The organism is Halomonas getboli (genome assembly GCF_023094245.1).
Taxonomy (GTDB): domain Bacteria; phylum Pseudomonadota; class Gammaproteobacteria; order Pseudomonadales; family Halomonadaceae; genus Halomonas; species Halomonas getboli.
On the sequence record NZ_JALMEW010000004.1, the window covers coordinates 206,323 to 231,933 of the forward strand.

Annotated in this window: 22 protein-coding genes and 1 tRNA gene; 3 read left to right on the forward strand and 20 right to left on the reverse strand. The window is 68.1% G+C overall.

Annotation, left to right across the window (positions count from 1 at the left end; translation table 11 throughout):
• Positions 1 to 68: 68 nt before the first annotated feature.
• Positions 69 to 1,067, reverse strand: coding sequence for a methyltransferase (locus tag MYL53_RS10310; RefSeq protein WP_247853711.1), 999 nt, complete (start codon positions 1,065 to 1,067; stop codon positions 69 to 71).
• On the reverse strand, positions 1,064 to 1,861 hold the full coding sequence (locus MYL53_RS10315; protein ID WP_247853713.1) for a methyltransferase domain-containing protein: 798 nt from the start codon (positions 1,859 to 1,861) through the stop codon (positions 1,064 to 1,066). Before MYL53_RS10315 ends, MYL53_RS10310 begins: the two co-directional genes overlap by 4 nt.
• 112 nt (positions 1,862 to 1,973) lie before the next feature.
• Here MYL53_RS10315 and MYL53_RS10320 point away from each other — a divergent pair.
• Positions 1,974 to 2,050 (forward strand) — tRNA-Arg (locus MYL53_RS10320).
• An 87-nt stretch (positions 2,051 to 2,137) separates the two neighbouring features.
• On the opposite strand, the gene MYL53_RS10325 is transcribed toward MYL53_RS10320, so the two are convergent.
• The 10 genes from MYL53_RS10325 to MYL53_RS10370 form a co-directional block, all read right to left on the reverse strand.
• Positions 2,138 to 3,265: an alkene reductase gene (locus tag MYL53_RS10325; RefSeq protein WP_247853714.1), complete on the reverse strand. Its 1,128-nt coding sequence runs from the start codon at positions 3,263 to 3,265 to the stop codon at positions 2,138 to 2,140.
• A gap of 153 nt (positions 3,266 to 3,418) precedes the next feature.
• Entirely contained in the window at positions 3,419 to 5,413 is a 1,995-nt protein-coding gene (locus tag MYL53_RS10330) for a diguanylate cyclase (RefSeq protein WP_345740370.1), read from the reverse strand.
• A gap of 146 nt (positions 5,414 to 5,559) precedes the next feature.
• Positions 5,560 to 6,564 carry a hypothetical protein gene (locus MYL53_RS10335; RefSeq protein ID WP_247853716.1) on the reverse strand — a complete coding sequence of 335 codons (1,005 nt, stop codon included), beginning with the start codon at positions 6,562 to 6,564 and terminating at the stop codon, positions 5,560 to 5,562.
• Positions 6,565 to 6,666: 102 nt separating this feature from the next.
• Complete coding sequence (locus MYL53_RS10340; protein WP_247853718.1) at positions 6,667 to 7,800, reverse strand: porin; 1,134 nt, start codon at positions 7,798 to 7,800, stop codon at positions 6,667 to 6,669.
• 476 nt (positions 7,801 to 8,276) lie between these two features.
• Positions 8,277 to 9,335 carry a ProQ/FINO family protein gene (locus MYL53_RS10345; RefSeq protein ID WP_247853719.1) on the reverse strand — a complete coding sequence of 353 codons (1,059 nt, stop codon included), beginning with the start codon at positions 9,333 to 9,335 and terminating at the stop codon, positions 8,277 to 8,279.
• A 98-nt stretch (positions 9,336 to 9,433) separates the two neighbouring features.
• Positions 9,434 to 9,973: a dihydrofolate reductase gene (locus tag MYL53_RS10350; RefSeq protein WP_247853721.1), complete on the reverse strand. Its 540-nt coding sequence runs from the start codon at positions 9,971 to 9,973 to the stop codon at positions 9,434 to 9,436.
• Entirely contained in the window at positions 9,970 to 10,821 is an 852-nt protein-coding gene (locus tag MYL53_RS10355; RefSeq protein ID WP_282103477.1) for a thymidylate synthase, read from the reverse strand. Before MYL53_RS10355 ends, MYL53_RS10350 begins: the two co-directional genes overlap by 4 nt.
• An 81-nt stretch (positions 10,822 to 10,902) precedes the next feature.
• Positions 10,903 to 11,691, reverse strand: coding sequence for a prolipoprotein diacylglyceryl transferase (gene lgt, locus MYL53_RS10360; protein ID WP_247853723.1), 789 nt, complete (start codon positions 11,689 to 11,691; stop codon positions 10,903 to 10,905).
• Positions 11,692 to 11,792: 101 nt separating this feature from the next.
• Entirely contained in the window at positions 11,793 to 12,587 is a 795-nt protein-coding gene (locus MYL53_RS10365) for a sulfite exporter TauE/SafE family protein (RefSeq protein WP_247853725.1), read from the reverse strand.
• Positions 12,584 to 13,729, reverse strand: coding sequence for a response regulator (locus MYL53_RS10370; RefSeq protein ID WP_247853727.1), 1,146 nt, complete (start codon positions 13,727 to 13,729; stop codon positions 12,584 to 12,586). The genes MYL53_RS10365 and MYL53_RS10370 overlap by 4 nt, the downstream gene beginning before the upstream one ends.
• 107 nt (positions 13,730 to 13,836) lie before the next feature.
• On the opposite strand from MYL53_RS10370, the gene MYL53_RS10375 reads away from it, so the two are divergent.
• Positions 13,837 to 14,631 carry an NRDE family protein gene (locus MYL53_RS10375; RefSeq protein ID WP_247853729.1) on the forward strand — a complete coding sequence of 265 codons (795 nt, stop codon included), beginning with the start codon at positions 13,837 to 13,839 and terminating at the stop codon, positions 14,629 to 14,631.
• A 4-nt stretch (positions 14,632 to 14,635) separates the two neighbouring features.
• On the opposite strand, the gene ptsP is transcribed toward MYL53_RS10375, so the two are convergent.
• Positions 14,636 to 16,900, reverse strand: coding sequence for a phosphoenolpyruvate--protein phosphotransferase (gene ptsP / locus MYL53_RS10380; RefSeq protein WP_247854021.1), 2,265 nt, complete (start codon positions 16,898 to 16,900; stop codon positions 14,636 to 14,638).
• A 75-nt stretch (positions 16,901 to 16,975) separates the two neighbouring features.
• Positions 16,976 to 17,470, reverse strand: coding sequence for an RNA pyrophosphohydrolase (locus MYL53_RS10385; protein ID WP_035594262.1), 495 nt, complete (start codon positions 17,468 to 17,470; stop codon positions 16,976 to 16,978).
• 184 nt (positions 17,471 to 17,654) lie between these two features.
• On the opposite strand from MYL53_RS10385, the gene MYL53_RS10390 reads away from it, so the two are divergent.
• Complete coding sequence (locus MYL53_RS10390; RefSeq protein ID WP_247853731.1) at positions 17,655 to 18,311, forward strand: histidinol-phosphatase; 657 nt, start codon at positions 17,655 to 17,657, stop codon at positions 18,309 to 18,311.
• A gap of 134 nt (positions 18,312 to 18,445) precedes the next feature.
• Here the strand turns inward: MYL53_RS10390 and MYL53_RS10395 are convergent, their stop codons facing one another.
• The 6 genes from MYL53_RS10395 to msrB all read right to left on the reverse strand — a co-directional run bounded on the left by MYL53_RS10395 (position 18,446) and on the right by msrB (position 25,588).
• Positions 18,446 to 19,420 (reverse strand): malate dehydrogenase, encoded by a 975-nt coding sequence (locus tag MYL53_RS10395; RefSeq protein WP_247853733.1) that lies wholly within the window; start codon positions 19,418 to 19,420, stop codon positions 18,446 to 18,448.
• Positions 19,421 to 19,559: 139 nt separating this feature from the next.
• Entirely contained in the window at positions 19,560 to 20,051 is a 492-nt protein-coding gene (rsd, locus tag MYL53_RS10400; RefSeq protein ID WP_247853735.1) for a sigma D regulator, read from the reverse strand.
• 85 nt (positions 20,052 to 20,136) lie between these two features.
• A complete protein-coding gene (locus tag MYL53_RS10405; RefSeq protein ID WP_247853737.1) occupies positions 20,137 to 20,688 on the reverse strand; it encodes a disulfide bond formation protein B in 552 nt (183 codons plus the stop codon).
• Positions 20,685 to 22,316 carry a glutamate--cysteine ligase gene (gshA, locus tag MYL53_RS10410; RefSeq protein WP_425591748.1) on the reverse strand — a complete coding sequence of 544 codons (1,632 nt, stop codon included), beginning with the start codon at positions 22,314 to 22,316 and terminating at the stop codon, positions 20,685 to 20,687. Before gshA ends, MYL53_RS10405 begins: the two co-directional genes overlap by 4 nt.
• Positions 22,317 to 22,542: 226 nt before the next feature.
• Positions 22,543 to 24,906 carry a Tex family protein gene (locus MYL53_RS10415; protein ID WP_247853739.1) on the reverse strand — a complete coding sequence of 788 codons (2,364 nt, stop codon included), beginning with the start codon at positions 24,904 to 24,906 and terminating at the stop codon, positions 22,543 to 22,545.
• Positions 24,907 to 25,090: 184 nt separating this feature from the next.
• The gene (msrB, locus tag MYL53_RS10420; RefSeq protein ID WP_247853740.1) at positions 25,091 to 25,588 is read right to left on the reverse strand and encodes a peptide-methionine (R)-S-oxide reductase MsrB; all 498 of its coding nucleotides are present in this window, start codon (positions 25,586 to 25,588) and stop codon (positions 25,091 to 25,093) included.
• Positions 25,589 to 25,611 lie beyond the last annotated feature (23 nt).

The following is a 25,611-nucleotide window of genomic DNA, read 5'->3' on the forward strand; positions in this document are numbered from 1 at the left end:
ACGCCCGCCGGGGACGCCCGGCGGGCGTGGGTCGCATCGTTGGTGATCGCGTGGTCCGTGAAGCGCGCCTAGACGCGGGCCAAGTAGACCCGAAAACGCCGATCGTCGGCGAGCACCTCGAAGCCGCCGAAGGCCCGCTCCAGCAGATCGGGATAGGGCAGGAAGGCGTTAGCCACCAGCACCAGCCGACCGCCGGGGCGCAGGTGCCTCGGTGCCTCGGCGATCAGCCGCCCCGCCGGGCCATAGTCGATGGCCCGCTCCTGATGGAAGGGCGGGTTACTGACGATGGCATCGAAGCGACGCTCGTCGAGGCCGTCGAAGACGTCGCCGGCCAGCACCTCGCCGGCGAGCCCGTTGGCGGCCAGGGTGCGCCGCGTGGCCTCGACCGCGAAGCCGTTGACGTCGAGGGCGGTCACCCCATGGCCGCGACGCGCCAGCCAGGCGGCGAGGATGCCGTCGCCGCAGCCCAGGTCCAGCACCTCGCCCGTTGCCGGCAGCGCCCCGGGCAGCTGCTCGAGCAACAGCCGGGTGCCGTCATCCAGTTTGCCGTGGCCGAACACGCCCGGGTGGCTGGCCAGGGTCAGCCGCTCGCTGCCGAGCTCCGCCTCGAACGAGGTCCAGGCGGCGTCGGGGTCGAGGGCGACGCGGTCAAGGCTCGAGGCGAACAGGGTGCAGCGCCGTGCGCTGTCGACCTTGCGGCAGCCCAGGCCCAGCGCCGCCAGCACCTTGAGCACCCGCTTGATGCCCCCCTGGTTCTCGCCTACCACCTGCAACGGCGTGCCCGCCGGCAGCCGCGCGCACAGCCACAGCAGCCACCACTCGCCCAGGGCGTGGGCCTTGGGCCAGAACAGCACCACGCCGGGCGGCGTCGGCGCATCATCGTCGAAGGGTGACAGCGCCGGGCGACCGCACTGGCGCCAGGCCGTCAGCACCGCCTGGTCGGCGGCCAGCAGCACGCCCTCGCCGCTCTCCAGCCAGGCATCACGGGGCGGCGCTACCCACAGCCAGCGTCGATAGTCGGCGTCCTGGCGCTGCAGCAGCTGGCAGACGGGGGTCTCGGCAGTCATCGCACGGGCTCCTCGGGGCGAATCAGGGTGTAGAGCAGGTAGCGGCCCAGCCGCCAGTGGGGGTCGACGCGGCAGTACTGCCATTCCAGCGCCAGCAGGTCGCGGCGCTCGGCGTCGGTCTGCGGCGGCTGACGCAGGTAGTCGTGGAAGACGCGCACGCCGGCCGTGGCGCGCACCTCGAGCCCCGTTTCGGCGGCCCAGGCTACGATCTGGTCGTGGGTCATCGGTGAGATGGGCGTCAGGCGCTTGCGCTGGCCCTTGCCCTCCAGCCGGTCGGCCAGGGCCTTCTCGAGATTGCCCTTGACCACGTTGGAGAGCCTGAGCGCGTCGCGGTTGAAGACCATCAGCGACAGCTGGCCGCCGGGGGCCAGCAGGCCGGCCAGGGTGACCAGCGCCGCCCGCGGATCACCCAGCCACTCGAGCACCGCATGGCAGGTGATCAACGGCCAGGGGCCGGGCGCCGCCTCCGGCAACGTCTGCAATGGCGAATCGACGAAGCGCACCGGGTGGCCTGCCAGGGCCTCCCGGGCCCGCTCGCGCATCTCGTCGGCGGGCTCGCACAGGGTGACGGCGTGGCCACGCTCGGCGAGCCAGCCGGCCAGCTGACCGAGCCCACCGCCGACCTCCAGCGCCGGCTGGCCGTTCAGGTCGAGCATCTCGGGCAGCAGGCGGTCGAGCAGCGCCAGGCGCAGCTCGCCGCGCAGGCCGCCGTAGAGGCTGGCGGCGAACTTGTCGGCCAGGCCATCGAAGTGGCGGTCTCCCGCCGGGGAAAGAAAGGAGGACGGCTCGGGCATGCCACTTCATCCGCATGAGTGATGCCGGCATTCTACCCGGGAAGGCGCCGCCACGGCACCGCCGCGACGGGTTTATCTCGCCAGCTCAGGCGCTTATACTAGCGCTCGTTTCGCCCCTATAGCTCAGCTGGATAGAGCGTCCCCCTCCTAAGGGGAAGGTCTCAGGTTCGAATCCTGATGGGGGCGCCACGCTTCCCTCCCCCTTTTCTTTTCTCGACATGTCACGCCGCTGGTCCCGACCGCCGACGCCGAAACGCCGACGGCCGGCAAGGCGACTCAGCCCTCGCTGCCCAGACGGTCGTAGCCATTGTCGAGGAAGGGATAGTCGGTATAGCCCTCGACACCGCCACCGTAGAAGGTATCGGGATTCGGCTCGTTCAGGGCCGCCCCGGTGCGGATGCGCTCGACCAGATCGGGGTTGGCGATGTAGGGCCGACCCATGGCCACGGCATCGGCGATGCCCGACTCGATCAGGCGCTCGGCGCGCTCGGCGTCGTAGTGGCCGCAGAAGATCAGGCTGCCGCTGAAGCGCTCGCGCATGCTACGGCGAAAGTCGTCGGTGAACGTGATCTCGCCGCCGGCCCAGTCGGGCTCGTTCAGATGCAGGTAGGCGATGCCGCGGGCGGACAGCTGCTCGGCCAGATAGTGGGCCATGGCCTCGGACTCGTCGTCGGTGAGCCCGAACAGCTCGATGAAGGGCGTCAGACGCACGCCGACGCGCTGCGGCCCGACCTCCTCGGCGACGGCGTCGATGACCTCCAGCGGGAAGCGCGCCCGGTTCTCCAGCGAGCCGCCATACTGGTCGGTGCGATGGTTGGTGCCGGTGGCCAGGAACTGGTTGAGCAGGTAGGCGTTGGCCGCATGCACCTCGACCATGTCGAAGCCGGCGCGATCGGCGCGCCGCGCCGCCTGGCGATAGTCCTCGACGATGCCCGGCAGCTCGTCGGTCTCGAGCGCCCGGGGCGTGCTGGTGGGGTGGCGGCCGGCGCTGCCGTCCGGAAACTCGACGAAGCACTGCGCGCCTTCGGCGTCGAGCGCGCTCGGCGCCACCGGGGCCTGGCCGTCCGGCTGCACCCATTCGTGGGAGACGCGCCCGACGTGCCACAGCTGCAGCGCGATGCGCCCGCCCTTGGCATGCACCGCCTGAACGACGCCCTTCCAGCCGGCCTCCTGCTCGTCGGTCCAGATGCCCGGCGTATAGACATAGCCGCGCGCCGTGGGCGAGATGTTGGTGGCCTCGCTGATGATCATGCCGGCCCCGGCCCGCTGGCCGTAGTAGGCCTGCTGCGCCTCGCCGGGCACGCTGTCCGGGGTGCGGGCGCGGGTCAGCGGCGCCATGAGAATGCGGTTGGGCAGCGTCAGCTCGCCGAGGCGCGTCGGGGTCAGCAGGGTATCGACGGACATGTCGCGTCTCCTTGCACAGAATCGGTTGAGGGGTGTCGCGACGCAGGCATCCCGGCGGAAGCCGAACACGCGTCACGATTGTCCAACGATATGGAGACGCCGAGGCGACCTCACAACCCCTTCACTCGCTTATTTTTAGCTAAAGAACAAATCTCAGTCCGACGCCCCGTGGCAGATCACGGCGCGGTTGCGGCCCTCTCGCTTGGCGCGATAGCTGGCGGCATCGGCACGCTCGATCACGGCAGCGATGCGCTGATCGCCTTCGCGGAAGCTGGTCAGCCCCAGGCTCAGCGTGACCCGATACGTTCGACCTTCGTGCTGGACGTCGACACTGCCCACGGCATCGACCAGGGTCCGGGCGATCTTCTCGGCATGCTGCGGCGTACAGCTCGGCAGCAGCACCGCGAACTCGTCGCCCCCCTGGCGTGCCACGTGATCGCTGCCGCGCACCTCCCAGGCGATCACCTGGGCGATCCGCTTCAGCATCTCGTCACCCAGGGCATGGCCGCCCTCATCGTTGATCGGCTTGAAGTGATCCAGATCGAACAGGATCAGCGAGGACGGCGTTCCCGTCTTGCGCCAGTCGGCCAGCGCCTCCTCCAGGCGACGCTCGAAGCCGCGCCGGTTGAGCAGGCCGGTCAGCGGATCATGCTCGGCCTCCCACTGGCGCAGCGCCTCCTCCTCACGCCGCGCGGTGATGTCCTTCACCGTACCGACGAAGCCCAGCGCCTCTCCCCCATTGGCCACCGGCCCCGCATGCACCTCGAGCCACAGCGTCTCGCCGCCCAGCCGGCAATAGCGGAACTGCTGCTTGAGACTCTCGCCACTTGCCATGCGGTAATGCCATAGCTCCATCAGGGTATCCCGGTCATCGGGATGGACGTATGCCGCCCATTCCCTCTTGGCATCATCGGCCAGCGTGAAACCGGTCAGCTCGACCAGCACCGGATTCATGTAGGTCATGTTGCCCGCCGTGTCGGTCACGAACATGCCGACAGGCGAGCTGGCCAGCGTCGCGTCGAGGAAGGCCTGCCGCTGCTGCAGGCTGATCAGTGCCTGACTGCGCTCCACCTCGACGCGGTTGAACGTTTCGGCGACCTGCTGAAGCTCATGCATCCGGGTCTTCAGCGTCACCCGATTGCGCAGCCCTCGGCCGACCTGCTCGATCTGCCGCTCCAGGCGCATGAGCGGCCGCAGGGTCAGCCACAGCACCCAGCCGATCATCGGCAGCAGCAGGCAGGCGACCGGCACGAACCACCACCCCAGGCGCCGCGCCCAGCCCGCCAGCGGCGCCATGACCTGATCGCGAGGCAGCGTCACGCTGACGATCCAGTTGGCCGGCCAGATCTGGCGATAGGCCCTGTAACCGATGCCGTGATCGGCCAAAGGCTCACGCGCCTCGCCCTCCCAGCCGAGCAGAGCCAGGGACCGCGCGTCGCTAAGCTCATCTTCCGGCATCGTGCGCAGTACCTGGTCGTCCTCGGGATGATAGAGATAGGTACCGCCCACGCTCATCACGCTGGCATAGCCCCGTTCGCCCAGTCTCAGACGATCCAGCCGTCGGAAGAGTCGATCGCCGTTCAGCCTGATGGCACCTCCGATCACCCCCAGGAAATGCCCCTGCGCGTCCAGCCGCGGCACGGTAAACATGACCATCGGGATATCGCTCATGAACGACACGAAGGGTTCGCTGACGTAGGGCTGTCGGAAGTCGCGCACCTGTCGGAAGTAGTCGCGGAACGATAGATCGGCACCGAGCGAATCCGTCTTCTCCGGCCACATCGCTGCCAAGCGACCGTCCGCTCCCATAACGACGAGCCAATCGAACCACTCCAGCAGGGCACCGTTGCGATGTAGCTGATCCTGGACGGTGGCCTCGCCGGCGCCATGTTCATCATCGAGCTCGGCTCCCAGACGCTCCAGGGCACCGAGGCGCGACTGCACCTGGTGCGTCAGGTCGTCGGCGATGAGCCCGGCCTCGTAGCGCAGATGGGTATTGCTGGACGTCTCGAGCAGGGCATCGCCGGTTCGCCAGCCGAAGGCGAGCAGCAATGCCATCACCACCAGCCAGGTCGCGACCAGCCCGAGCATCAGGCGCCCCTTGAGGGAGAGCGCATGGCGGGCGTAATGGGGAACACTGAACCGCAAGGGACACCTTTCCTTGATAACGACACTACCGCTATATCAAAGAAGGATTATATGTGCGAGCCCACCGCAACAATTACGGGAGCTCGAGCGATATTCGCCCATGAATCAACGCAAGGGGAGCATGGCGCTCCCCTTGCACGAGCGCCTCAGTGCTTCTCGATGCGCAGCTCGTAGTTGTTCACCCCCGTCATCGCGGAGCCGAACTTCTGGCCCTGCACTCGGATGCGGTAGCGGCCCGGCGCCAGCTCGGTGGTCATGTCGACGTCGCCGTCGAAGCCCTGCCCAGCGCCCTGGGCGACCACATGGCCCTCGTCGTCGAGCACTTCCAGCTCGATGCGATAGGTGTCCTCGTAGCCGGTCGGGAAGGTCGAGGTGGTGATATCGACCTTGCCCTGCTCGGCCACGTTGAAGGTCAGCACCTCGCCGCGGGCGCGGATCTTGACGTCGGTGACGATGGTCTCGAAGCCGGACCGCTGCGGCGCCTCGGGCGATGCCTGCTGCGCGGCCGCTTGGGTCGGCTCTGCGCTGCCCGAGGCGCTGGCCGCCTCAGCGGATGCGGGTGCCGAAGCACCACCGCCCAGGGTCGCCACGGCATCGTCGCCGCGCACGAAGACCGAGTCACCGCCCTCGCGGCTCTTGCCGGTGAAGAAGATACCCTCGCCTTCGCTGACGCCGTCCTCGATGACGCGCCCCTGCTCATCCAGGCCGGCCACGTCGATCGAGTAGCCGTCGCCGGCGCGGCCACGAGTGCCGAAACGCCGCGCTTCCACGCGCAGCACGTAGTCGCCGGGCGCCAGCTGTTGGCGCATCTCCAGGCCGCCGTTCTGCCCCATCGCCTCGCTGCGGGCGATCACTTCACCGTTCTCGTTCTCGAGCACGGCGGCGATGCGATAGTCATCGGAGTAGCCCGCCGTTACCCGGCTGGTAAAGCGATAGCGCCCCGCCTCGGTCACGGTAAAGGCGTGTTCATTGACGCTACCGAACAGGAAGCTCTGGCTATGGGCATCGGTCTCGGCATTGAAAAAGCCCGTCAGGTCCATTCCCTTGCCTTCCTCGCGGAAGCGCTCTTCCATCTCGCTGGCCAGCGCCGGCGCGGCGGTGAGAGTCACGCCCAGCGCCAGCAGGCCCGCGGTCACGATCGGCCGTTTCATAACACCTCGCTTATGTCTTTCGTTGCTCCCAATGAAAAAAGCCGATCCCGGGGGATCGGCTTTCGATATCAACCCTGTCGCAGGATACTCCTGCCGGCAGGATTAGAACAGGTAGGTCACACCCACGCCAACGCCGTCGCCAGCATCGTTGTCGGCGTCGTACCAGGCACCCTCAACCCAGGTGTACATGGCGTCGGAAATGTTATAGGTGGCGCCGAGAATAACCTCGTTGCGGTTATTGTCGTCGCTGTCGTCGTCGTTCGGCTGGCTGTTGGCATCGATATCAGAGATGCCGCCGCCGCCCACGTCGACGTACTGGTAAGCCGCGTAGACGTCGCCCATGCCGTAGCCATAGCGTGCGCCCAGGGCGTAGTAGTCAGAGTCTTCGACCAGATCGTTATCGGACTCGAAGCGCTCGTACTTGACGGCCACGCGCAGGGATTCCCAGGTGTACTGCGCAGTCACGCCGTACTGGTCGCCCAGATCAAAGTTCGGGTCGTCCACGACAACGGGATCGCCGTCGCTGTCAGTGACGCTGACCAGCTTGCCGTCGTAGTTGTCCAGGTTGTCGTAGACCGCGGCAATGGAGAAGTTGCCGGCGGCGTACTTCACACCACCGAAGGCGGAGGCGTTGGAGTCGGCCTCGACTTTGTGGGTCACGCCGCTGCCCAGAGTACCGGTGAACTCGTTTTCCTCGGCGTCGCCCTTGTACTGGGTACCGATGGCGAACTGGAAGCCGGAGAAAGACGGAGTGGTGTAGGTGACCTTGTCGCCTTCGCGATCGTTGGTGCCGACATTCAGAATATTGCCGCTGGAATCAGTAGCGTCGAAATATTCATTGTTGGTGATCGGATCCTGGATCCAGTCATCGATCAGCGGATCGTAGGAGCCCAGGCGGACGTCACCGAAGTTGCCCTTCAGGCCGACGTAGGCCTGGTCACCGCTGTCGCGGCCAGCAATCTTCATTTCGTCGGCTTTGAAGTCATCGAACTCGAGCTTCAGGTAGCCGGTCAGACCGTCGTAGATAACGTGCTCGGCGGCGAAGCCGAAGGTAGAACCGTTATCGGCGATTTCGTCTGTGCTATCGCCATTGGAGTCATTGGTGTTGACATAGGCAATCTGGATGTTGCCGTAGATGTCGAGCTTGGTGCCGTCCTGGTTGTAGACGGTGGCGGCCTGGGCGCCGGAGGCGGCCATGGCACCGGCGATGGCAGTCGCTAACAGTGTCTTTTTCATTGCGATAATCCTTTTGACTAGCTTGCTGTTTCGATCGATTGCCGCGCGCTCTTTTCGAGTCTTTGCGGCCGGTTTGCCGGTCTTGGTGCCGGTTCTCGTTGTTGCTCGATCCCTCGCGGGGAGCGGCAGCAGCGAGCCTGACCACGGCGAAACCTTGTTATAGTCCAATGCTCGCAGAAGGAACTCTATACCGGGATTTACGAGAGCGCAACAAGAAAAAAACACTGTTTTCCTTCGTCACATCACCCTATCACCGCGCGTTCCCGCCACGATCGCGGCCGAGGCGCCTCACGGCGGCTCTCCGCCGCCACCTCTGCCAAGCGACCCGCAACGCCGCTGCGCCGCGTGCGCTTCACCATGCACTAAAACAGTGTTCGGTAGCGATGAGCAGACTCATCATGCCCGGGGGATATGACGCTTTCAAGTCAGACAAACGGAGGAATGCGCCTCCTCCGTCAACGCTAACGGGAACGACTTCAACGACCGTTGTGGCGCGCCATCAGCTCACCGAGCTTGCGCTGGATACGGTCGTCGGCAGGCTCGTCCGGTGAGGCGCGCTCGGCGGCGACGGCCTGCGAGGGGGATGATGATGAAGGGAGATCGGAAGGCGCCGCGACCCGCTCCGATGACGCGTCACGCCGCTCCGCGCGCGGCTTGCGCGGCCGCTGGGACCTGGCGGATTTTCCCTTGCGCTGGCGCTCGGCCTGGAGACGCTCCAGCTTCTTGTGGGCATGATCGGCGGCGCCGCGATCGACGATGCCGGCGGGCGCCCCGTTCAGATCGATGCGCTCGGCGCCTTCGCGCACCGACTTGAGATAGCGCGGCAAATTGACGTAGCAGGCCAGCGCGCGGCGCACCAGCTTCTCGGGCCAGGGCTCGAGGGCATTCAGATCCTCGTGGATGCCGACCTTGAGCGGCCGGGTATGCCCCTTGAAGAAGGCATCGCCGTAGCGCTGATACCACTGGGCCAGCAGCGCCTGGGGCGACGGCGCCTCGCCGATGGGCAGATCGCTCTGCGCCCCGGCGGCCGCGGCCGGTTCAGCGGCCGCAGGTTCTTCCGTAGCCACGGGCTCTTGCTCGGTCGCGGCCTCTTGCTCGGGCACGGTAGCGCGATGATGGCCCATCAGCGCGGAGAGGCCACGCGCCTGTCGATGCGGTGCCGCGACCGGCTCCGCCGGCGCCTTGTCATCGAGCCGCTGCTGCAGCCGATGGGCGTGGGCCTCGAGTTCGCGGTTCTGCTCGTCGAGCTCGCGGTTCTCTTCGGCGAGCTCCAGCCGCAGCCCTTCGGATTCGGCCAGCTTCGCCTCCAGCGCCCGGAGGCGGCCTTCCAGCTCATCGCGCTGCGACAGGCCGGCTTCCGCCCTCGCCTGCAGCTCGGCGTTGCGCGCCTCCAGGGCCTGACGCCCCTGCTCCAGCTCGGCCAGCCGGTTCTGCAGGGCCTGATACTGAACGTGCTGCTCGAGGCGTTGCTCGAGCAAGGCATCGAGGCGAGATTCCAGGGCCGTCATGAGACGACGGGGGCGTTCATCGATCAACTCCGGATCCTCCATGCATGCCCGGGATAAGGACGACCTCTTTGGATACAGGCGCAGCCGCTTTCCATATGACCGGCGCCGCCAGTCGTCAGTCTGTGTCACTCGGATGCGTCTGGCAAACCCCGGCGGCGGTATTGCACGAAGTCATAGGCCGGCTGCCCCTCGGCGGGACGGCCCGGCACGCGCTGGCACTCTTCCCACTCGGCCTCGTCCAGCTCGGGGAAGCGGGCATCGCCTTCCACCTCGACGGCCACCTCGGTGAGATAGAGCCGGCTCGCCTTCGGCAGCGCCTGGGCGTAGATCTGCCCGCCGCCCATCACCATGATCTCGTCGACGCCGTCGATGGTGGCCTGCTGATCGGCCAGCGCCAGCGCCGCGTCCAGGTCGTGGCAGACGCGCACGCCGTCGGGGCTGAAGCCGGCGTCGCGTGTGACCACGATATTGAGCCGCCCGGGCAGCGGCCGGCCGATGGACTCGAACGTCCTGCGCCCCATGACCAGCGGCTTGGCCTGAGTCATGCGCTTGAAGAACTTGAGATCCTCGGGCAGGTACCAAGGCAGCTGGTTGTCCACGCCGATGACGCGGTTCGCGGACAGCGCGGCGATCATCGCCACCGGAACGAGCGTATCGTCGTTCATACGGCCACCTCTGCCTTGATGTGGGGATGCGGATCGTAGTCCTCGATGGCGATGTGCTCGAAGCGGAAATCGAACAGATCGGTGACGCTCGGATCCAGCACTAGGCGCGGCGCCGGGCGCGGCGTGCGCGACAGCTGCTCCCGGGCCTGGTCCAGATGATTCAGATAGAGGTGAGCATCGCCCAGGGTGTGCACGAAGTCGCCGGGCTCGAGGCCCACGACCTGGGCGATCATCCGCGTCAGCAGCGCGTAGCTGGCGATATTGAAGGGCACGCCGAGGAAGATGTCGGCGCTGCGCTGGTAGAGCTGGCAGGACAGCCTGCCGTCGGCGACATAGAACTGGAACAGGCAGTGGCACGGCGGCAGCGCCATCTCGTCGACCAGGGCCGGATTCCAGGCCGAGACGATCAGCCGCCGCGAGCGCGGATTGGTGCGGATCTGCTCCAGCAGATTAGCGATCTGGTCGACGTGGCCACCGCGCGGGTCCGGCCAGCTGCGCCACTGATAGCCGTAGACCGGGCCCAGCTCGCCGTTCTCGTCGGCCCACTCGTCCCAGATGCGCACCCCGTTATCCTTGAGGTAGCCGATATTGGTGTCGCCGGCCAGGAACCACAGCAGCTCGTGGATGATCGAGCGCAGGTGCAGCTTCTTGGTGGTGACGAGCGGAAAGCCTCGAGACAGGTCGAAGCGCATCTGATGGCCGAACAGCGAGCGCGTACCGACGCCGGTACGGTCGTCACGCTCCACGCCGTGATCGAGCACGGCGCGCATCAGGTCCAGATAGGGCTGTTCGAGGGCGGGAGAAGCGGTGGCGGTCACGGGCATGGTCGACGGCTGAAAATGGGCCATACATTCTACATGCCCAGGCGTGAGTCGCCCATCCCGCCCCTCACGCCTCACACCTCACACCTCACACCTCACCCCCACACCTCACACCTTCGCATCCACCGGCCGGCCGCGAGACCAGGCCATCAGCGCCACGCCGGCGACGATCATCGGCAGCGACAGCAGCATGCCCTGGGTCACCCAGCCGAAGGCGATGAAGCCAAGCTGCGGGTCGGGGCGGCGCACGAACTCCACGCCGATACGGAAGATGCCATAGAGCGTCAGGAACAGGCCGGACATCAGCCCCCGCCGACGCGGCGTCGACGAAACCCACCACAGCACCGCGAACAGCACCGCGCCCTCGAGCGCCGCCTCGTACAGCGACGACGGATGACGCGGCTCCGGCCCCTGGCCGGGGAACACCAGCCCCCAGGGCACGTCGGTAACGCGCCCGGGCAGCTCGTGGTTGATGAAGTTGCCGATGCGCCCCGCCCCCAGGCCGATCGGCACCAGCGGCGCGACGAAATCGGTGAGCGCCAAGAAGGCCAGCCGCTTCTTGCGCGCGAAGTAGAGCGAGGCCAGCAGCACGCCGATCAGGCCACCGTGGAAGCTCATGCCACCGTCCCAGACACGGAAGATCCACAGCGGATCGGCGAGCCACTGATCGAGGCCGTAGAAGATCGCATAGCCCAGCCGGCCGCCGAGCACCACGCCCAGCGCGGCATAGAAGATCAGATCGCCCACGTCGTCGCCGTTCAGGCCGATGCGGGGCGCGCGGCGGCGCCCCAGCCACCAGGCGGCGATGAAGCCGATGACGTACATCAGGCCGTACCAGTGAACCTGGAGCGGCCCGAGCGAGATGGCCACAGGGTCGATATCGGGATAGCGCAGCATGGAGTCCTCGAACGATACGGTCAGGAGTTAAAGAGTTAAGGCGTAAGGCGTAAGAGCGTCAGGGGTAAGACGTCAGCCGCCGGCCGCCGTTCGCGGCCGGGTCATATCAGGAACTTGAGGCCGACGGCCACCAGCAGGCCGGCGAAAGCCAGACGCAGCAGGCGCGCGGGCAGGCGATGGGCCAGCTTCACGCCGACCCGGGCGAAGGGCACGCTGGCGAGCACGATGCCGAGGAAGGCGGGCACCATGACATAGCCCATGGCGCCGGCCGGCAGCCCGGGCTCGCCCCAGCCGACGACGATGAAGGTCACCGCCCCGAAGGCCGCGATCGGCAGGCCGCAGGCCGAGGAGGTGCCGACGGCGCGGGTCATCGAGGCCCCGCAGCGAGTCAGCCAGGGCACGCTCAGGGTGCCGCCACCGATGCCGAACAGCGCCGATACGCCGCCGATCACCACACCGGCCAGCCCCATGGCCGCCCGCCCGGGCTGCCGCTGCCCCGGTCGGGGGCCGCGCCCCAGCGCCATCTTGGCGGCCACCGCCAGCAGGAAGACGCCGAACAGCGTACCCAGCGCGCCACCGGAGAGGCTGCCGGCAACGAACACGCCGGCGATCGCCCCCAGCACCAGCCCCGGCAACAGCGCCAGGAACCAGTCGCGCTGGACGCTGCCGCGTCGATAGTGGCCCCAGGCCGAGGAAGCGCCGGTCACCACGATGGTCGACAGCGAGGTGCCCACCGCCAGGTGCATGACGACGTCCGGCGACAGGCCCTGCAGGTCGAAGGCGAATACCAGCGCCGGCACGATCACCAGTCCGCCGCCGATGCCGAACAGCCCGGCCAGGGTCCCGGCCAGGCCGCCCAGCAGCAGATAGCCCATCCAGATCAGCAGCGCGCTCATGCGTCGTTCTCCCGGAGCAGACGACCGGGCAGCCAGTGATGGACGCGATCCAGCAGGTCCTGGGGGCGATAAGGCTTGGCCAGATAGTCATCCATGCCGGCCTCGCGGAAGCGCTGGCGGTCCGCCTCGCCGGCATTGGCCGTCAGTGCCACCATCACGCTGCGCGCACCGTCGCCCCGCTCGGCCTCACGGGCGCGCCAGGCGCGGCAGGTCTCCACGCCGTCCATGTCGGCCATGTAGATATCCAGGAACACCAGGTCGAAGGCCGTCGTCTCCAGGCTGTCCAGCGCCTCTCGGCCGCTGGTGGCGGTCACCACCTCGACGCCCTGCCCCTCCAGCACCTTGCGCGCCAGCATCAGATTGACCGGGCCGTCGTCAACCACCAGCACCCGCACCGTGGCCGGCGGCCCCGTGGGCGCCCCCGTCGCGTCGGCATCGCCGAGGTTCTCCAGCAGCACCGCGGTTTCCGCCAGCCGCTCCTGAAGCCCTTCGATGGCCGCGCGCTCATCATCCCCGTCGGGACGCTTCCAGCGCTCGCCCTGCAGCACCTCCGACACCGCGTCCATCAGCGGACGCAGCATCTGCTGCAGGTGGCTGAGATAGTCGGACTTGAGCCGCGATTCCTCCTGGGCGCGCACGCGACCGGTTTCAAGGCGCATCAGCTGACCACGCTGGGCCTGAAGATCGTCATTGAGGCGGCGCTCCACGCCGCGCACGGCCTCGATTTCGGCCTGCCAGCGCTTGGCCATGGCATCGCAGCTCTCCGCCACGGCCTCCAACCGCCGCTCGAGGGGAAGATGGGTTGCGTCCAGACGACCGGCACCTGAGGCATCGTCGCCACCGCCGGCGCGCAGCCGCTCGCCCAGCCGGGCGAAGGCCGCCTCGACCCGGGCCTCCTCGCTGCGGATACGCTGGCGCAGCAGCATCAGGAAGGCCGTCACATTGAGGCCGCTGCCGATCGCCAGCACCAGCAGCCACCAGACAGTGTCGCCCCAGGACGCCGGCGAAAGCACCAGCCAGCGGCCGCTCAGCCCTACGATCAGCCATAGCCCGACCAGCACCACCTGCAGGACCAGCACCGGCCACAGTATCGGCGTGACCAGACGTGACCAGGCCCGCTCCTTGTCTTTCTCGACACTCATTGTCATCCCTGTACCGCGTCGATTGGCGTCAGCAGAGTGTACGATGCCGGGCCATCCCTGTCATGACGGGGCTTCCCGAGCCTCGGCGGGCGGGGTAGGCTGGCGCCATGTGTCTGATCGCCCTCGACCACCGCCCCGATGGCCCCATCGTCCTGCGACTGGTGGCCAACCGTGACGAATTCCACGCCCGCCCGACGGCGCCGATGGGCGCCTGGGAAGACGCCCCCGGCATCGTCGGCGGCCGCGATCTTCAAGCCGGTGGTGGCTGGCTCGCCGCTCACCGGCGTGGCCGCTTCGCCGCCGTGACCAATGTGCGCGATCCCGACCTGCCGATGCCCGAACGGGCGACGAGCCGCGGCGCCCTGGTGCGCTCGGCCCTCGAACGCGACGATCTGACCGGCTGGCTGCGCGAGCTGGCCGCGGGCGAGGCCCGCCGCTATGCCGGCTTCAACCTGCTGGCCGGCGACGGCCGACGGCTTTGGTACCTGCATCGCGGCCGCGGCGGCATCCAGCTAGAGCGCCTAGGCGCCGGTCTGCACGGCCTTTCCAACGCCGAGCTGGACACGCCCTGGCCCAAGCTGGTCGCCGCGCGCCGCGGACTCGAACACAGCCTGACAGACGGCCGCTGGCCGCAGGATGCCCTGGCGAGCTTCGCCGACCCCCGCGAGGCCGAGGACGCCCATCTGCCGGACACCGGCGTGGGGCAGGAACTCGAACGCCGCCTCTCGGCGGCGTTCATCGTCGGTGAAGACTATGGCACTCGGGCCACCAGCTGGCTGGAGTGGCACGCCGATGGCCGGCTGACGCTGGGCGAGCGGCGCTTCGGGCCGAACGGCATCGCGCTGGGCGAGCGTCGGGAGACGCTCGTGACGCCGCCCCTGGCGGCCGTCTCGCGGCGCTGAGCGCTCAGGCGTCCTTGGGCGGCAGCAGGTGCGAGAGCTCCCACTCGTGCATCCGCCCCTCCAGGCGCCGCCGCACGCCCACCGGCGACGACTCGGTCAGCACCTCATCGACCAGCGCCTGGGCCGAGGTCTGGCTGACGCGACGGATGGCGGCACGCACCTTGGGCAGGCTCGGCGCGTTCATCGACAGCGCATCGAAGCCCATGCCCATCAGCAGCAGCGCTCCGGCCGGATCGGCCGCCAGCTCGCCGCACACCGAGATCGGCATCTCCAGCGCCGTGGCCTCGCGGGCCAGGCGCGCCATGGCCGAAAGCACCGCCGGGTGGCAGGCATCGTACAGATCCGCCACCCGCGGATTGTTGCGATCCACCGCCAGCAGGTACTGGGTCAGGTCGTTGCTGCCCACCGAGAAGAAGTCCACCCGCTCGGCCAGCGCATCGAGCTGGTAGAGCGTCGCCGGCACCTCCAGCATCACGCCCACCTTGGGCCTGGCCACCTCGACGCCGTCCTCGCCGAGCTCGCGGATGGCGCGCTCCAGCAGGCGCAGGGCGTCGTCGACCTCGTCGACGTTGGTGATCATCGGCAGCAGGATGCGCAGATTGTCGAGCCCCTGGGAGGCCCGCAGCATGGCTCTCAGCTGGACCATCAGCACCTCGGGATGATCGAGAGTCACGCGGATGCCGCGCCAGCCGAGGAAGGGATTGGCCTCCTCGATGGGGAAGTACGGCAGATCCTTGTCGCCGCCGATGTCCAGGGTGCGCATCACCACCGGCAGCGGGGCGAAGCCCTCGAGCTGCTCGCGATAGAGCTTGGTCTGCTCCTGCTCACCGGGAAAGCGCTCGGTGATCATGAACGGCACTTCGGTGCGATACAGTCCCACCCCGCCGATCCGCGACTTGAGCGATGCCATGGCATCCACCGCCAAGCCGGTGTTGACCAGCAGCGGCACGTCGTGGCCATCCGGGGTGCGGCTGGGCAGGTCCTGCTCGTGCTCGAGCAGCTCGGCGAGCGCCCGCTCCTCTTCGATCAGGCCCTCGTAGTGGCTCTCGATATCGGGGCTCGGGCGCACGAACAGCCGCCCGCGATGACCGTCGAGCACCAGCCGCGCGCCGTTGAGCCGCGGCAGCGGCAGGTCGACCATGCCCAGCACCGTGGGAATGCCCATGGCGCGCGCCACGATCGCCACGTGGGAGGTACTGGAGCCGCGCACCGAGACGATGCCGGCCAACTTGTCCCGCGGCACCTCGCCGAGCATCGCGACGCTGATCTCGTCGCTGACCAGCACGGTATGATCGGGATAGACGGCGGGCGTCGAGGCGGTGTCTTCCTGAAGGTGGGCGAGCACGCGCCGCCCCAGGTCGCGCACGTCGGCCGCCCGCTCGCGCAGGTAGTCATCGTTCACCCGCTCCAGGTACTGCACGTGGCGCCGCACCACGTCGGCCAGCGCGCCGGGGGCCCACTGCCCCTCGCGGATGCGCTTGACCACCTCCTGGGACAGCGCCGCCTCGCCCAGCATCTGCTGGTAGACATCGAACAGCGCCAGCTCCTGGGCTGAGATGCGGTTGGCCAGGCGCTCGCCCGCGGCGCGTATCTCGTCGCGCACCCGGCCGATCGCCTCCTTGAGCCGCGCGATCTCGTACTCTTCATCGGTGGGAATCAGGTCCGGCACGCTGTCGAGGTCGGCCGGCGGCGCGATCACCACCGCCTCGCCGATGGCCATGCCCGGCGAGGCCGCCACCCCGGTGAAGGTGGCCTGGCCGCCGGGCAGCGACGGTCGGGTCAGGCTGCCGGTAGCCAGCGCATGAGCCAGCACACCGGCCAGCTGGGCGGCCATGGTCACTAGGAAGGCCTCGTCGGCCTCGTCGAAGCGGCGCTTGTCGGACTGCTGGACCACCAGCACGCCGAGCATGCGACGCTGGTGGATGATCGGCACGCCGAGGAAGCTGGAGTAGCGTTCCTCGCCGGTGGTCTCGAAGTAGCGGAAGAAGGGATGGGCGCGGGCATCTTCCAGGTTGAGAGGCTCCTCCCGCTGGGCCACCAGCCCGACCAGCCCTTCGCCCACCGGCAGGCTCACGTGGCCCACGGCCTGGGTGCGCAGGCCGATGGTTTCCATCAGCACCAGGCGATCGAGCTGGGTATCGAAGAGGTAGAAGGAGCATACGTCGGTGCGCATGGCCTTGCGGATGCGCCGCACCATGGTCGACAGGGCGGCGTCCAGATTGCGAGCCCCGTTGACCTCCAGGATGATGCGGCGCAGCACCTCGAGCATCGGCGTCTTGCTGTCCATTGTTGTCATGCCTCGCTGAGGGTGTTGCCGGGGCCGTCCCCGGCGCGTGTCGTGGCGTCAGCCATGCCCCAGGGCCAGGCGCTGGGCGCGCGGCGACAGTTCACGCAGCGCGCGCCGATAGACCTCGCGCTTGAAGGGCACCACCTGGCCCAGCGGATACCAGTAGCTGACCCAGCGCCAGCCATCGAACTCGGGCTTGGCCGCACCGCCATCCATGCTGATGCGGGTCTCGCCGCAGCGGATCCTGAGCAGGAACCACTTCTGTTTCTGGCCGATGCATACCGGGCGTGAACGCGTTCTCACCATGCGGCGCGGTAGGCGGTAGCGCAACCAGCCTCGGGTACAGGCAAGCACCTCGACGTCGTCGGCCGTCAGGCCGACCTCCTCGTAAAGTTCGCGAAACAGTGCCTGTTGCGGTGTCTCGTTCGCCTTGATGCCTCCCTGGGGAAACTGCCAGGCATTCTGCCCCACCCGACGCGCCCATAGCAGTTGCCCCTCGTCGTTGGCGAGGATGATGCCAACGTTGGGGCGAAAGCCATCTGCGTCGATCACGGACTTCACCTTATGAATCCAGTCTTCACTGCATTCTTCCACAAGGCCGTGAAGCGTATCAATACGCCAATGGGGGCCGCGCTCGTAGGGGCCGGGCGCATCTGCCATAATTCCGGGCTCGACGAGACATCGCCACCGACGCGCCGGGACAGCGGCGCGCGCCACGACCAACAAGAGGAAAGCCGTGAGCCTCGCCATCTTCGACCTGGACAACACCCTGCTCTCCATCGACAGCGACCATGCCTGGGGCGAGTTCCTGCTCGAGCAGGGCGCCGTGGACCCGGTGGCCTACAAGGAGGCCAACGACCGCTTCATGGCCGACTACGAAGCCGGCACCCTGGACATGGCGGAGTTCCTGGCGGTGGCCCTCAAGCCGCTGGCCGAGCACTCCTCGGCGCAGCTGACGGCCTGGCACCAGCAGTTCATGGCCAGCAAGATCGAGCCGCATATCTTGCCCCACGGCGAGGAGCTGATCGCTCGCCACCGGGCCAGCGGCGACACCCTGCTGATCGTCACCGCCACCAACCGCTTCATCACCGGCCCCATCGCCGAACGCCTGGGCGTCGACGACCTGATCGCCGTTGAGCCCGAGATGGTCGATGGCCGCTACACCGGGCGCGTCAGCGGCGTGCCCAGCTTCCGCGAAGGCAAGGTCACGCGCCTCGCACAGTGGCTCGAGGAGCGGGACGCCTCCCTGCACGACGCCTGGTTCTACAGCGATTCCCACAACGACCTGCCGCTGCTGGAGCAGGTCGACCACCCGGTGGCCGTGGATCCCGACGCCTCGCTGCGCCAGACCGCCGAGCAGCGCGGCTGGCGGATCATCAGCCTGCGGGACTGAGCCGGCTCAGAGCTGTAAGCTCGAAGCAGGAAGAGCGGCGCTTCGCGCCTGGAAGAAAAACAAATAAAAACCCCGCACAGGCCATGCCGTGCGGGGTTTTCTTACAGCTTCACGCTTCAAGCTTACGGCTGGTGTCAGCCCAGCAGATGCTCCACCGCGGAGCGCTCTTCGCGCAGCTCGGTTTCGGTGGCGGTCATGCGCTCGCGGCTGAAGTCGTCGATCGCCAGGTCCTGCACGATCTCGTACTTGCCGTTCTTGCAGACCACCGGATAGGAATACATGATGCCCGGCTCGATGCCGTAGCTGCCGTCGGCCGGGATGCCCATGCTGACGATGCCGTCGCTGCCCAGCGCCCAGTCACGCATGTGATCGATGGCGGCGGAAGCGGCAGAAGCCGCGGAGGAGGCACCGCGGGCCTTGATGATGGCCGCGCCGCGCTGCTGCACGGTGGGGATGAAGTCGTTCTCGTACCAGTCGCGCTCGACCAGCTCCAGGGCCGGCTTGCCGTCCACCTTGCAGTGGGCCAGGTCCGGGTACTGGGTAGCGCTGTGGTTGCCCCACACGATCATCGACTCGACGTCGGTGCTGTGCTTGCCGGTCTTCTGGGCCAGCTGGGTCAGGGCGCGGTTGTGGTCCAGACGCATCATCGCGGTGAACTGGCCGGCATCGAGGTCCGGCGCGTTGCAGGACGCGATCAGGGCGTTGGTGTTGGCCGGGTTGCCCACCACCAGCACGCGCACGTCGCGGCTGGCGACGTCGTTCAGGGCCTTGCCCTGGGCGGAGAAGATCGCGGCGTTGGCCTCGAGCAGGTCCTTGCGCTCCATGCCCGGACCGCGCGGACGGGCGCCGACCAGCAGGGCGAAATCGGCATCCTTGAAGGCGACGTTGGGGTCGTCGGAGGCGACGATGTCCTGCACCAGCGGGAAGGCGCAGTCGTTGAGCTCCATCACCACACCGTTGAGCGCGTCCATGGCCGGGGTGATCTCGAGCAGCTGCAGGATGACCGGCTGGTCCTTGCCCAGCATGTCGCCGGAGGCGATGCGGAAGGCCAGGGAGTAGCTGATCTGGCCGGCTGCGCCGGTAATGGCAATACGGACGGGGTCTTTCATCGTGGCTCCTTCGGTTGTCGCCGTGAGGATCGGCCGGGGCGACGGAGCGGCCCGGCCGGGATCTAAACCGAGGGAAATGGTATGCCTGCGGTGCACAAAACTCAATTCGACCTGCGCAGCAGGCGCGGCCGCGCTGCCCTCAGGCGCCGCTGGAGGCCTGAGCGGCGGGGGCGTGTACCGCGTGCAGCCGGGCAATCAGGCGATCTTCCAGCGAGAAGCGCTCGGAGAGCCCCTTGGACAGACGCTCCAGCCAGGCCGGCAGCCGCGTCAGGTAATGCTGACAGCGCACCGGCGTGGCGTAGTCCTCGTCGAAGGAAAGCACCAGCTCGGTGGACATCTCGAGGCGCTCGAGCAGCCGTTCGGCGAGCCCCAGGGCATCATCATCCTCGAAGGCCTCGGCCTCGGCCTTGAGCTGGGGATAGATCTCGAAGTGCCCGGCGCTGATGTAGTCCATCAGCAGTTCGCTGAAGGCGTCGATGCGCGGCTTGGTGATCGCCTCGAGCTCGGCGTCGCAGGCCGCCTTGAGCTCCTCGAAGTGACGCAGCAGCGTGCGCCGTTCGCCGAGCCAGCGATCGATCAGCCTGTGGACGCCCCCCCAGCGTTCCTGTGCGCTCTTGCAGTCTTCCAGCATGGTGCTTCCCTCGCTCGATGGAACCGACCTCGGACACCCAGGCCCCGGGCCCGAAGCCTCAGAGTCCTCCCTGGGGCGAGCGCTGTCAATCCTGCGACGGATCTCCCGACCAACGATAGCCGTGGCGAGTCTGCAGCGACCGCCACAGCAGGCCCAGCGGCACCAGCACCAGCACCACAAAGCCGATCAGCGTCCAGCCCGGCAGCGACAGCCCCAGGAAACGCGCGCTGATCTCGGCGCACTCGCCCGAGGCGCTGAGCACCATGGAAATCACCTTCTGCAAGGGCAACACTTCCAACATGTAGTCGAGCCCCGGACCGCAGCTCGGCACCTGATCGGCGGGCAGCGACTGCAGCCACAGGTGACGCCCGGCCAGGCCGATGCCGGTGCCCACCGCTAGCAGCGAGAGCAGCCCGTAGAGCGCCGCGCCGAGGCGGCCCTGCGGGTCGTGCAGCGCCGCCACGGCGAACACCACGCCGGCCGAGATCACCGCCACCCGCTGAAAGATGCACAGCGGGCAGGGCTCGAGCCCGACGATGTGCTCCAGGCCCAGCGCCACCGCCATCATCAGCACGCAGAAGGCCAGGCCGGCCAGGCTCCAGCAGCGCACGCGCGCCTCGCGCAGGGTATCGATCATGCCGCACCTCCCGAACGCAGCGGGCTGAAGGCGCGAGACTCGCGAGCCCGGGCGAAGTAGTCGGCCAGGAAGTCGGCGAAGGACGCGACGTCGGCGGCCTCGATGTCGCCCTGCTGCTGGTGGGAGGTCTCCACCAGCTGGTCGAACAGCGCCTCGCGGGCGCGCTCGATGGGCTCCTCGCGCAGGCGCTCGCCCTGCTCGCCGGCCAGCGCCAGCACCGCCTCGACGAATTCCTCATCGCGATTTTCCAGGCGCTCGAGCAGTCGGCCGGACGGCGTCAGCGACGGGTCCTCGAGGCGCGGCGCCAGCGCCGCCAGGGCGTCGGCGTGGGGCGTGCCGTCCTCGAGGCGATCCAGCAGCGCGGCGATCTCGCCGAGCCCCGTGAAGATCTCGCCACCCCAGTCGGCGATCGAACGCTTGGCGCCGTGATGATCGAGGCGCAGCTCGGGATCGCGCCCGCGGGACACCACCAGGCGGCGGTTGAAGTCCAGGTGTTCGCACTCCTCGTCGGAGATCCAGGGGCTGTCGGTGAGCAGGCACCACAGCAGGAAGACATCGATGAAGCGGCTCTGGTCGGCATCGATGCCCAGCGGATCGAAGGGGTTGAGATCCAGGCAGCGTACCTCGATGTACTCCACTCCGCGGGCCTCCAGCGCCTGGCTGGGGGTCTCGTCGTGACGCGCCACCCGCTTGGGCCGGATGTCGCTGTAGTACTCGTTCTCGATCTGCAGGATGTTGGCGTTGAGCTGGCGCCACTCGTCGCCCACGCGCACGCCGCGGGCCTCATAGTCGGGCCAGGGCGTGAAGATGGCGTGACGCAGGGTGTTGACGTAGTTCGACAGCGAGTTGAAGCAGATCTTGAGCTGCTCCTGCACCTTGTTCTGATAGCCCAGGTCGGACATGCGCAGGCTGGTGGCGTAGCGCGAGACCAGGGTCTCGTCGCCGTGGGCCTCGAGCCCCTCCGGCACTCGGCCATCGGGCAGGAAGCTGCGGTCGACCGCCGGCGAAGCGCCGAACAGATACAGCAGCAGCCAGCTGTGGCGGCGGAAGTTGCGAATCAGCGCGAAATAGCGCGCCGATCGATAGTCCTGCATCGCCGTCTCGCCCTCGCCGTCCAGCTCGCGCAGCAGCGCGAACAGGTCGTCAGGCAGCGAAACGTTGTAATGCACGCCGGCGATCGCCTGCATGATGCGTCCGTAGCGCACGTCCAGGCCACGGCGGTAGACGTGCTTCATGCGCCCCACGTTGGAGTCGCCGTAGTCGGCGATCGGCACGCTGTCGTTGCCGTCGAGCCGGGCCGGCATGCTGGCCGGCCAGATGCGCTCCTCGCCCAGCCGGCGATAGGTGAAGCGATGCAGGTCGGCGAGGAAGTCCAGGGCGTCTTCCGGGCGGCTGTAGACCGGGGTGATGTACTCCAGCAGCGACTCGGAATAGTCCGTGGTGATGTGCGGATGGGTGAGCTTGGAGCCCAGCGCCCGCGGATGGGGACTCTGGGCGATGCGCCCGGCGTCGTCGACGCGCAGCCCTTCCTTCTCGATGCCGCGGCGCAGGCGACCGAAACGCCCCTGGTCGGCCAGCCGGCCGAGGCGCTCGATGTGGGGGGAAAGCGGTTCGGACAAGGTGATCACCCCGTGTCGGGGACGCCGACGCCGGCGTCCCGGTGGACGTTTCGGGCGCCGCGGCACCCGCAAAGACCTCAGATTATGGTGCCGAAACTCGGCGATTCAAGGTAAGTCGGCTAATAGGTTCGAGGTTCGAGGTTCGAGGTTCGAGGTTCGAGGTTCGAGGTTCGAGGCGGCAGGATGATGCCCTAGGGATCCGACTCCTCGCCCCTCACTCCTCACTCCTCGCCTCCTAACGGTCACGCTTGGCCTTGAGCAGCGCCGCGCCCAGGGCGCCGAGCTGGCCATCCTCCTGGCCGCCACCCTTGCCGCCCTGCCCCTTGTCTCGGCCGCCCTTGCGCGGGGCCTTCCGGCCCTGGCGTTCGCCGGCGCCGCCGCGTCGGGTCGGCTGGCCGTCCTCGCCGGGCTGGTCGTCGAGACGCATGGAGAGCCCGACGCGGGCGCGCTCCAGATCCACGCTCATCACCTTGACCTTGACGATGTCGCCGGCCTTGACCACCGAGCGCGGGTCCTCGACGAACTTGTCGGACAGCGCCGAGATATGCACCAGACCGTCCTGATGCACGCCGATGTCGACGAAGGCGCCGAAGTGGGTGACGTTAGTCACGCTGCCCTCGAGCACCATGCCGGGCTCCAGGTCCTTGAGCGTCTCGACGCCCTCGCGGAACTCCGCCGCCTTGAACTCGGGGCGCGGGTCGCGGCCCGGCTTGTCGAGCTCCTTGAGGATGTCACTGACGGTGGGCACGCCGAAGCGCTCGTCGGCGAAGTCGGCGGGCTTGAGGGCCTTGAGGGTCGCGCTGTCGCCGATCAGCCCGCCCAGCTCACGCTGGCTCTGCTGGGCGATGCGCTCGACCAGCGGATAGGCCTCCGGGTGCACGGCGCTGGCATCCAGCGGATTGTCACCGCCCATGATGCGCAGGAAGCCGGCGCACTGCTCGAAGGTCTTGGGCCCCAGGCGGCTGACGTCGAGCAGCTGCTTGCGGCTGGCGAAGGCGCCCTCGGCGTCGCGGCGGGCGACGATGTTCTCGGCAAGCCCCGCGTTCAGGCCGGCGACCCGCGACAGCAGTGCGCTGGAGGCGGTGTTCAGGTCGACGCCCACGGCGTTGACGCAGTCCTCGATCACCGCCTCCAGGCTGCGCGACAGCTGCACCTGGGAAACGTCGTGCTGGTACTGGCCGACGCCGATCGACTTGGGCTCGATCTTGACCAGCTCGGCCAGCGGATCCTGAAGCCGGCGGGCGATGGAGACCGCGCCGCGGATGGTCACGTCGAGCTCGGGCAGCTCGCGGGCGGCGTATTCCGAGGCCGAGTACACCGAGGCGCCGGCCTCGCTGACCATCACCTTGGAGAGGCGCTGCTTGCCCGCCAGCGCCTTGACCAGCTCGCCGGCGAGCCTGTCGGTCTCGCGGCTGGCGGTGCCGTTGCCCACCGCCACCAGGGCCACGTCATGCTTGTTCACCAGCCGCGCCAGCACCGCCAGCGACTCGTCCCACTGATTGCGCGGCGCGTGGGGGAAGATGGTGGCGTGCTCGAGGAAGCGACCGGTGGCGTCGACCACCGCCACCTTGCAGCCGGTACGCAGGCCCGGGTCGATGGCAAGCGTCGCCTTCTGCCCCGCCGGCGCGGCCAGCAGCAGGTCCTTGAGGTTGGCGGCGAACACCTCGATGGCCTCGAGCTCGGCGCGATCGCGCAGCCGGCCCATCAGCTCGGTCTCGAGGTGGGTGTAGAGCTTGACCCGCCAGGTCCAGCGCACCACCTCGCCCAGCCAGCGATCGGCGGGGCGGCCGTGATCGGCGATCTCGAAGTGCCTGGCGATCGCTACCTGGGCCGGATGCACGGCGGCCTCTTCCTCGCCGGGCAGGCGCAGGGTCAGCGCCAGCACTCCCTCGTTGCGGCCGCGGAACATCGCCAGCGCCCGGTGCGAGGGCGCCTTGGCCAGCGGCTCGTCGTGCTCGAAGTAGTCGGAGAACTTGGCGCCCTCCTGCTCCTTGCCGGCGATGACCCGCGAAGACAGCTCGCCGTCGCTCCACAGCCGCTCGCGCAGCCGGCCGACCAGCTCGGCTTCCTCGGCGAAGCGCTCCATCAGGATCTGCTTGGCGCCGTCCAGCGCGGCCTTGGCATCCTCGATGGCCGGGATGTCGCCGTCGGCGGCGCGAAGATAGTTCGCGGCCTCGGCCTCGGGGTCGAGCGAAGGGTCGGCCAGCAGCGCGTCGGCGAGCGGCTCGAGGCCGGCCTCGCGGGCGATCTGCGCCTTGGTGCGACGCTTCTTGCGATACGGCAGGTAGAGGTCTTCCAGGCGCTGCTTGGTGTCGGCGGCGCGGATGCTGGCGGTGAGCTCGGGCGTCAGCTTGCCCTGCTCGTCGATGCTGGCCAGCACCGCCTCGCGGCGCTCCTCCAGCTCGCGCAGGTAGCCCAGCCGTTCATGCAGCTGGCGCAGCTGGGTGTCGTCGAGCCCGCCGGTGACTTCCTTGCGATAGCGGGCGATGAAGGGAACGGTGGCCCCGCCGTCGAGCAGCTCCACGGTGGCCGCCACCTGGGGGCCGCGAACGCCGAGCTCCTCGGCGAGACGATCGATGATCTTGGCTTGTGCGTCCATGTAATCCTTGGCAATCCGGGACAGACGATCGCGACAAGGTATCACACCGCCTGCGATGCCGGCAGGTGCGAGGAGCGAGGCAGCATTACCCTGCCCCACGTCACGGGGTTTCTTCACGCTTCCCACTCGCCCCCGCGCAGCGAGCGTTGTTCCAGCTTCAGGCTCTCGGCAAAACCGGGCCCGGCTATGCCGGCACGAAGCGCAGCGCCAGGCCGTTGTTGCACCAGCGCAGCCCGGTGGGCTCGGGGCCGTCCTCGAACACGTGGCCCTGATGGCCGCCGCAGCGGGCGCAGTGGTACTCGGTGCGCGGAATCAGCATCACCAGGTCGAGCTCGGTAAGCAGATGCCCCTCCACATGGGTGAAGAAGCTCGGCCAGCCGGTGCCGGAATCGTACTTCATGTCGCTGGTGAAGAGCGTCAGGTCGCAGCCGGCGCAGCGGTACTCGCCGTCGCGGGTCTCCTTGTCCAGCGGGCTGGAATGCGCCGGCTCGGTGTCGGCCTGACGCAGGATCGCGAAGCGCTCCTCGGACAGGCGCTCGCGCCATTCGGCCTCGCTGAGCTCGAGCGGCGCGATGTCCGGCGCACGCTCGAGATCGAGCTTGGGCCGCGCCTGGACCAGACCCGGCACCAGCCCGGCCAGGCCGCCGAGCCCCACAAGCCCCAGAAAATTACGTCGTTTCATGTTGCGCCTCCGTTGTGACGGGA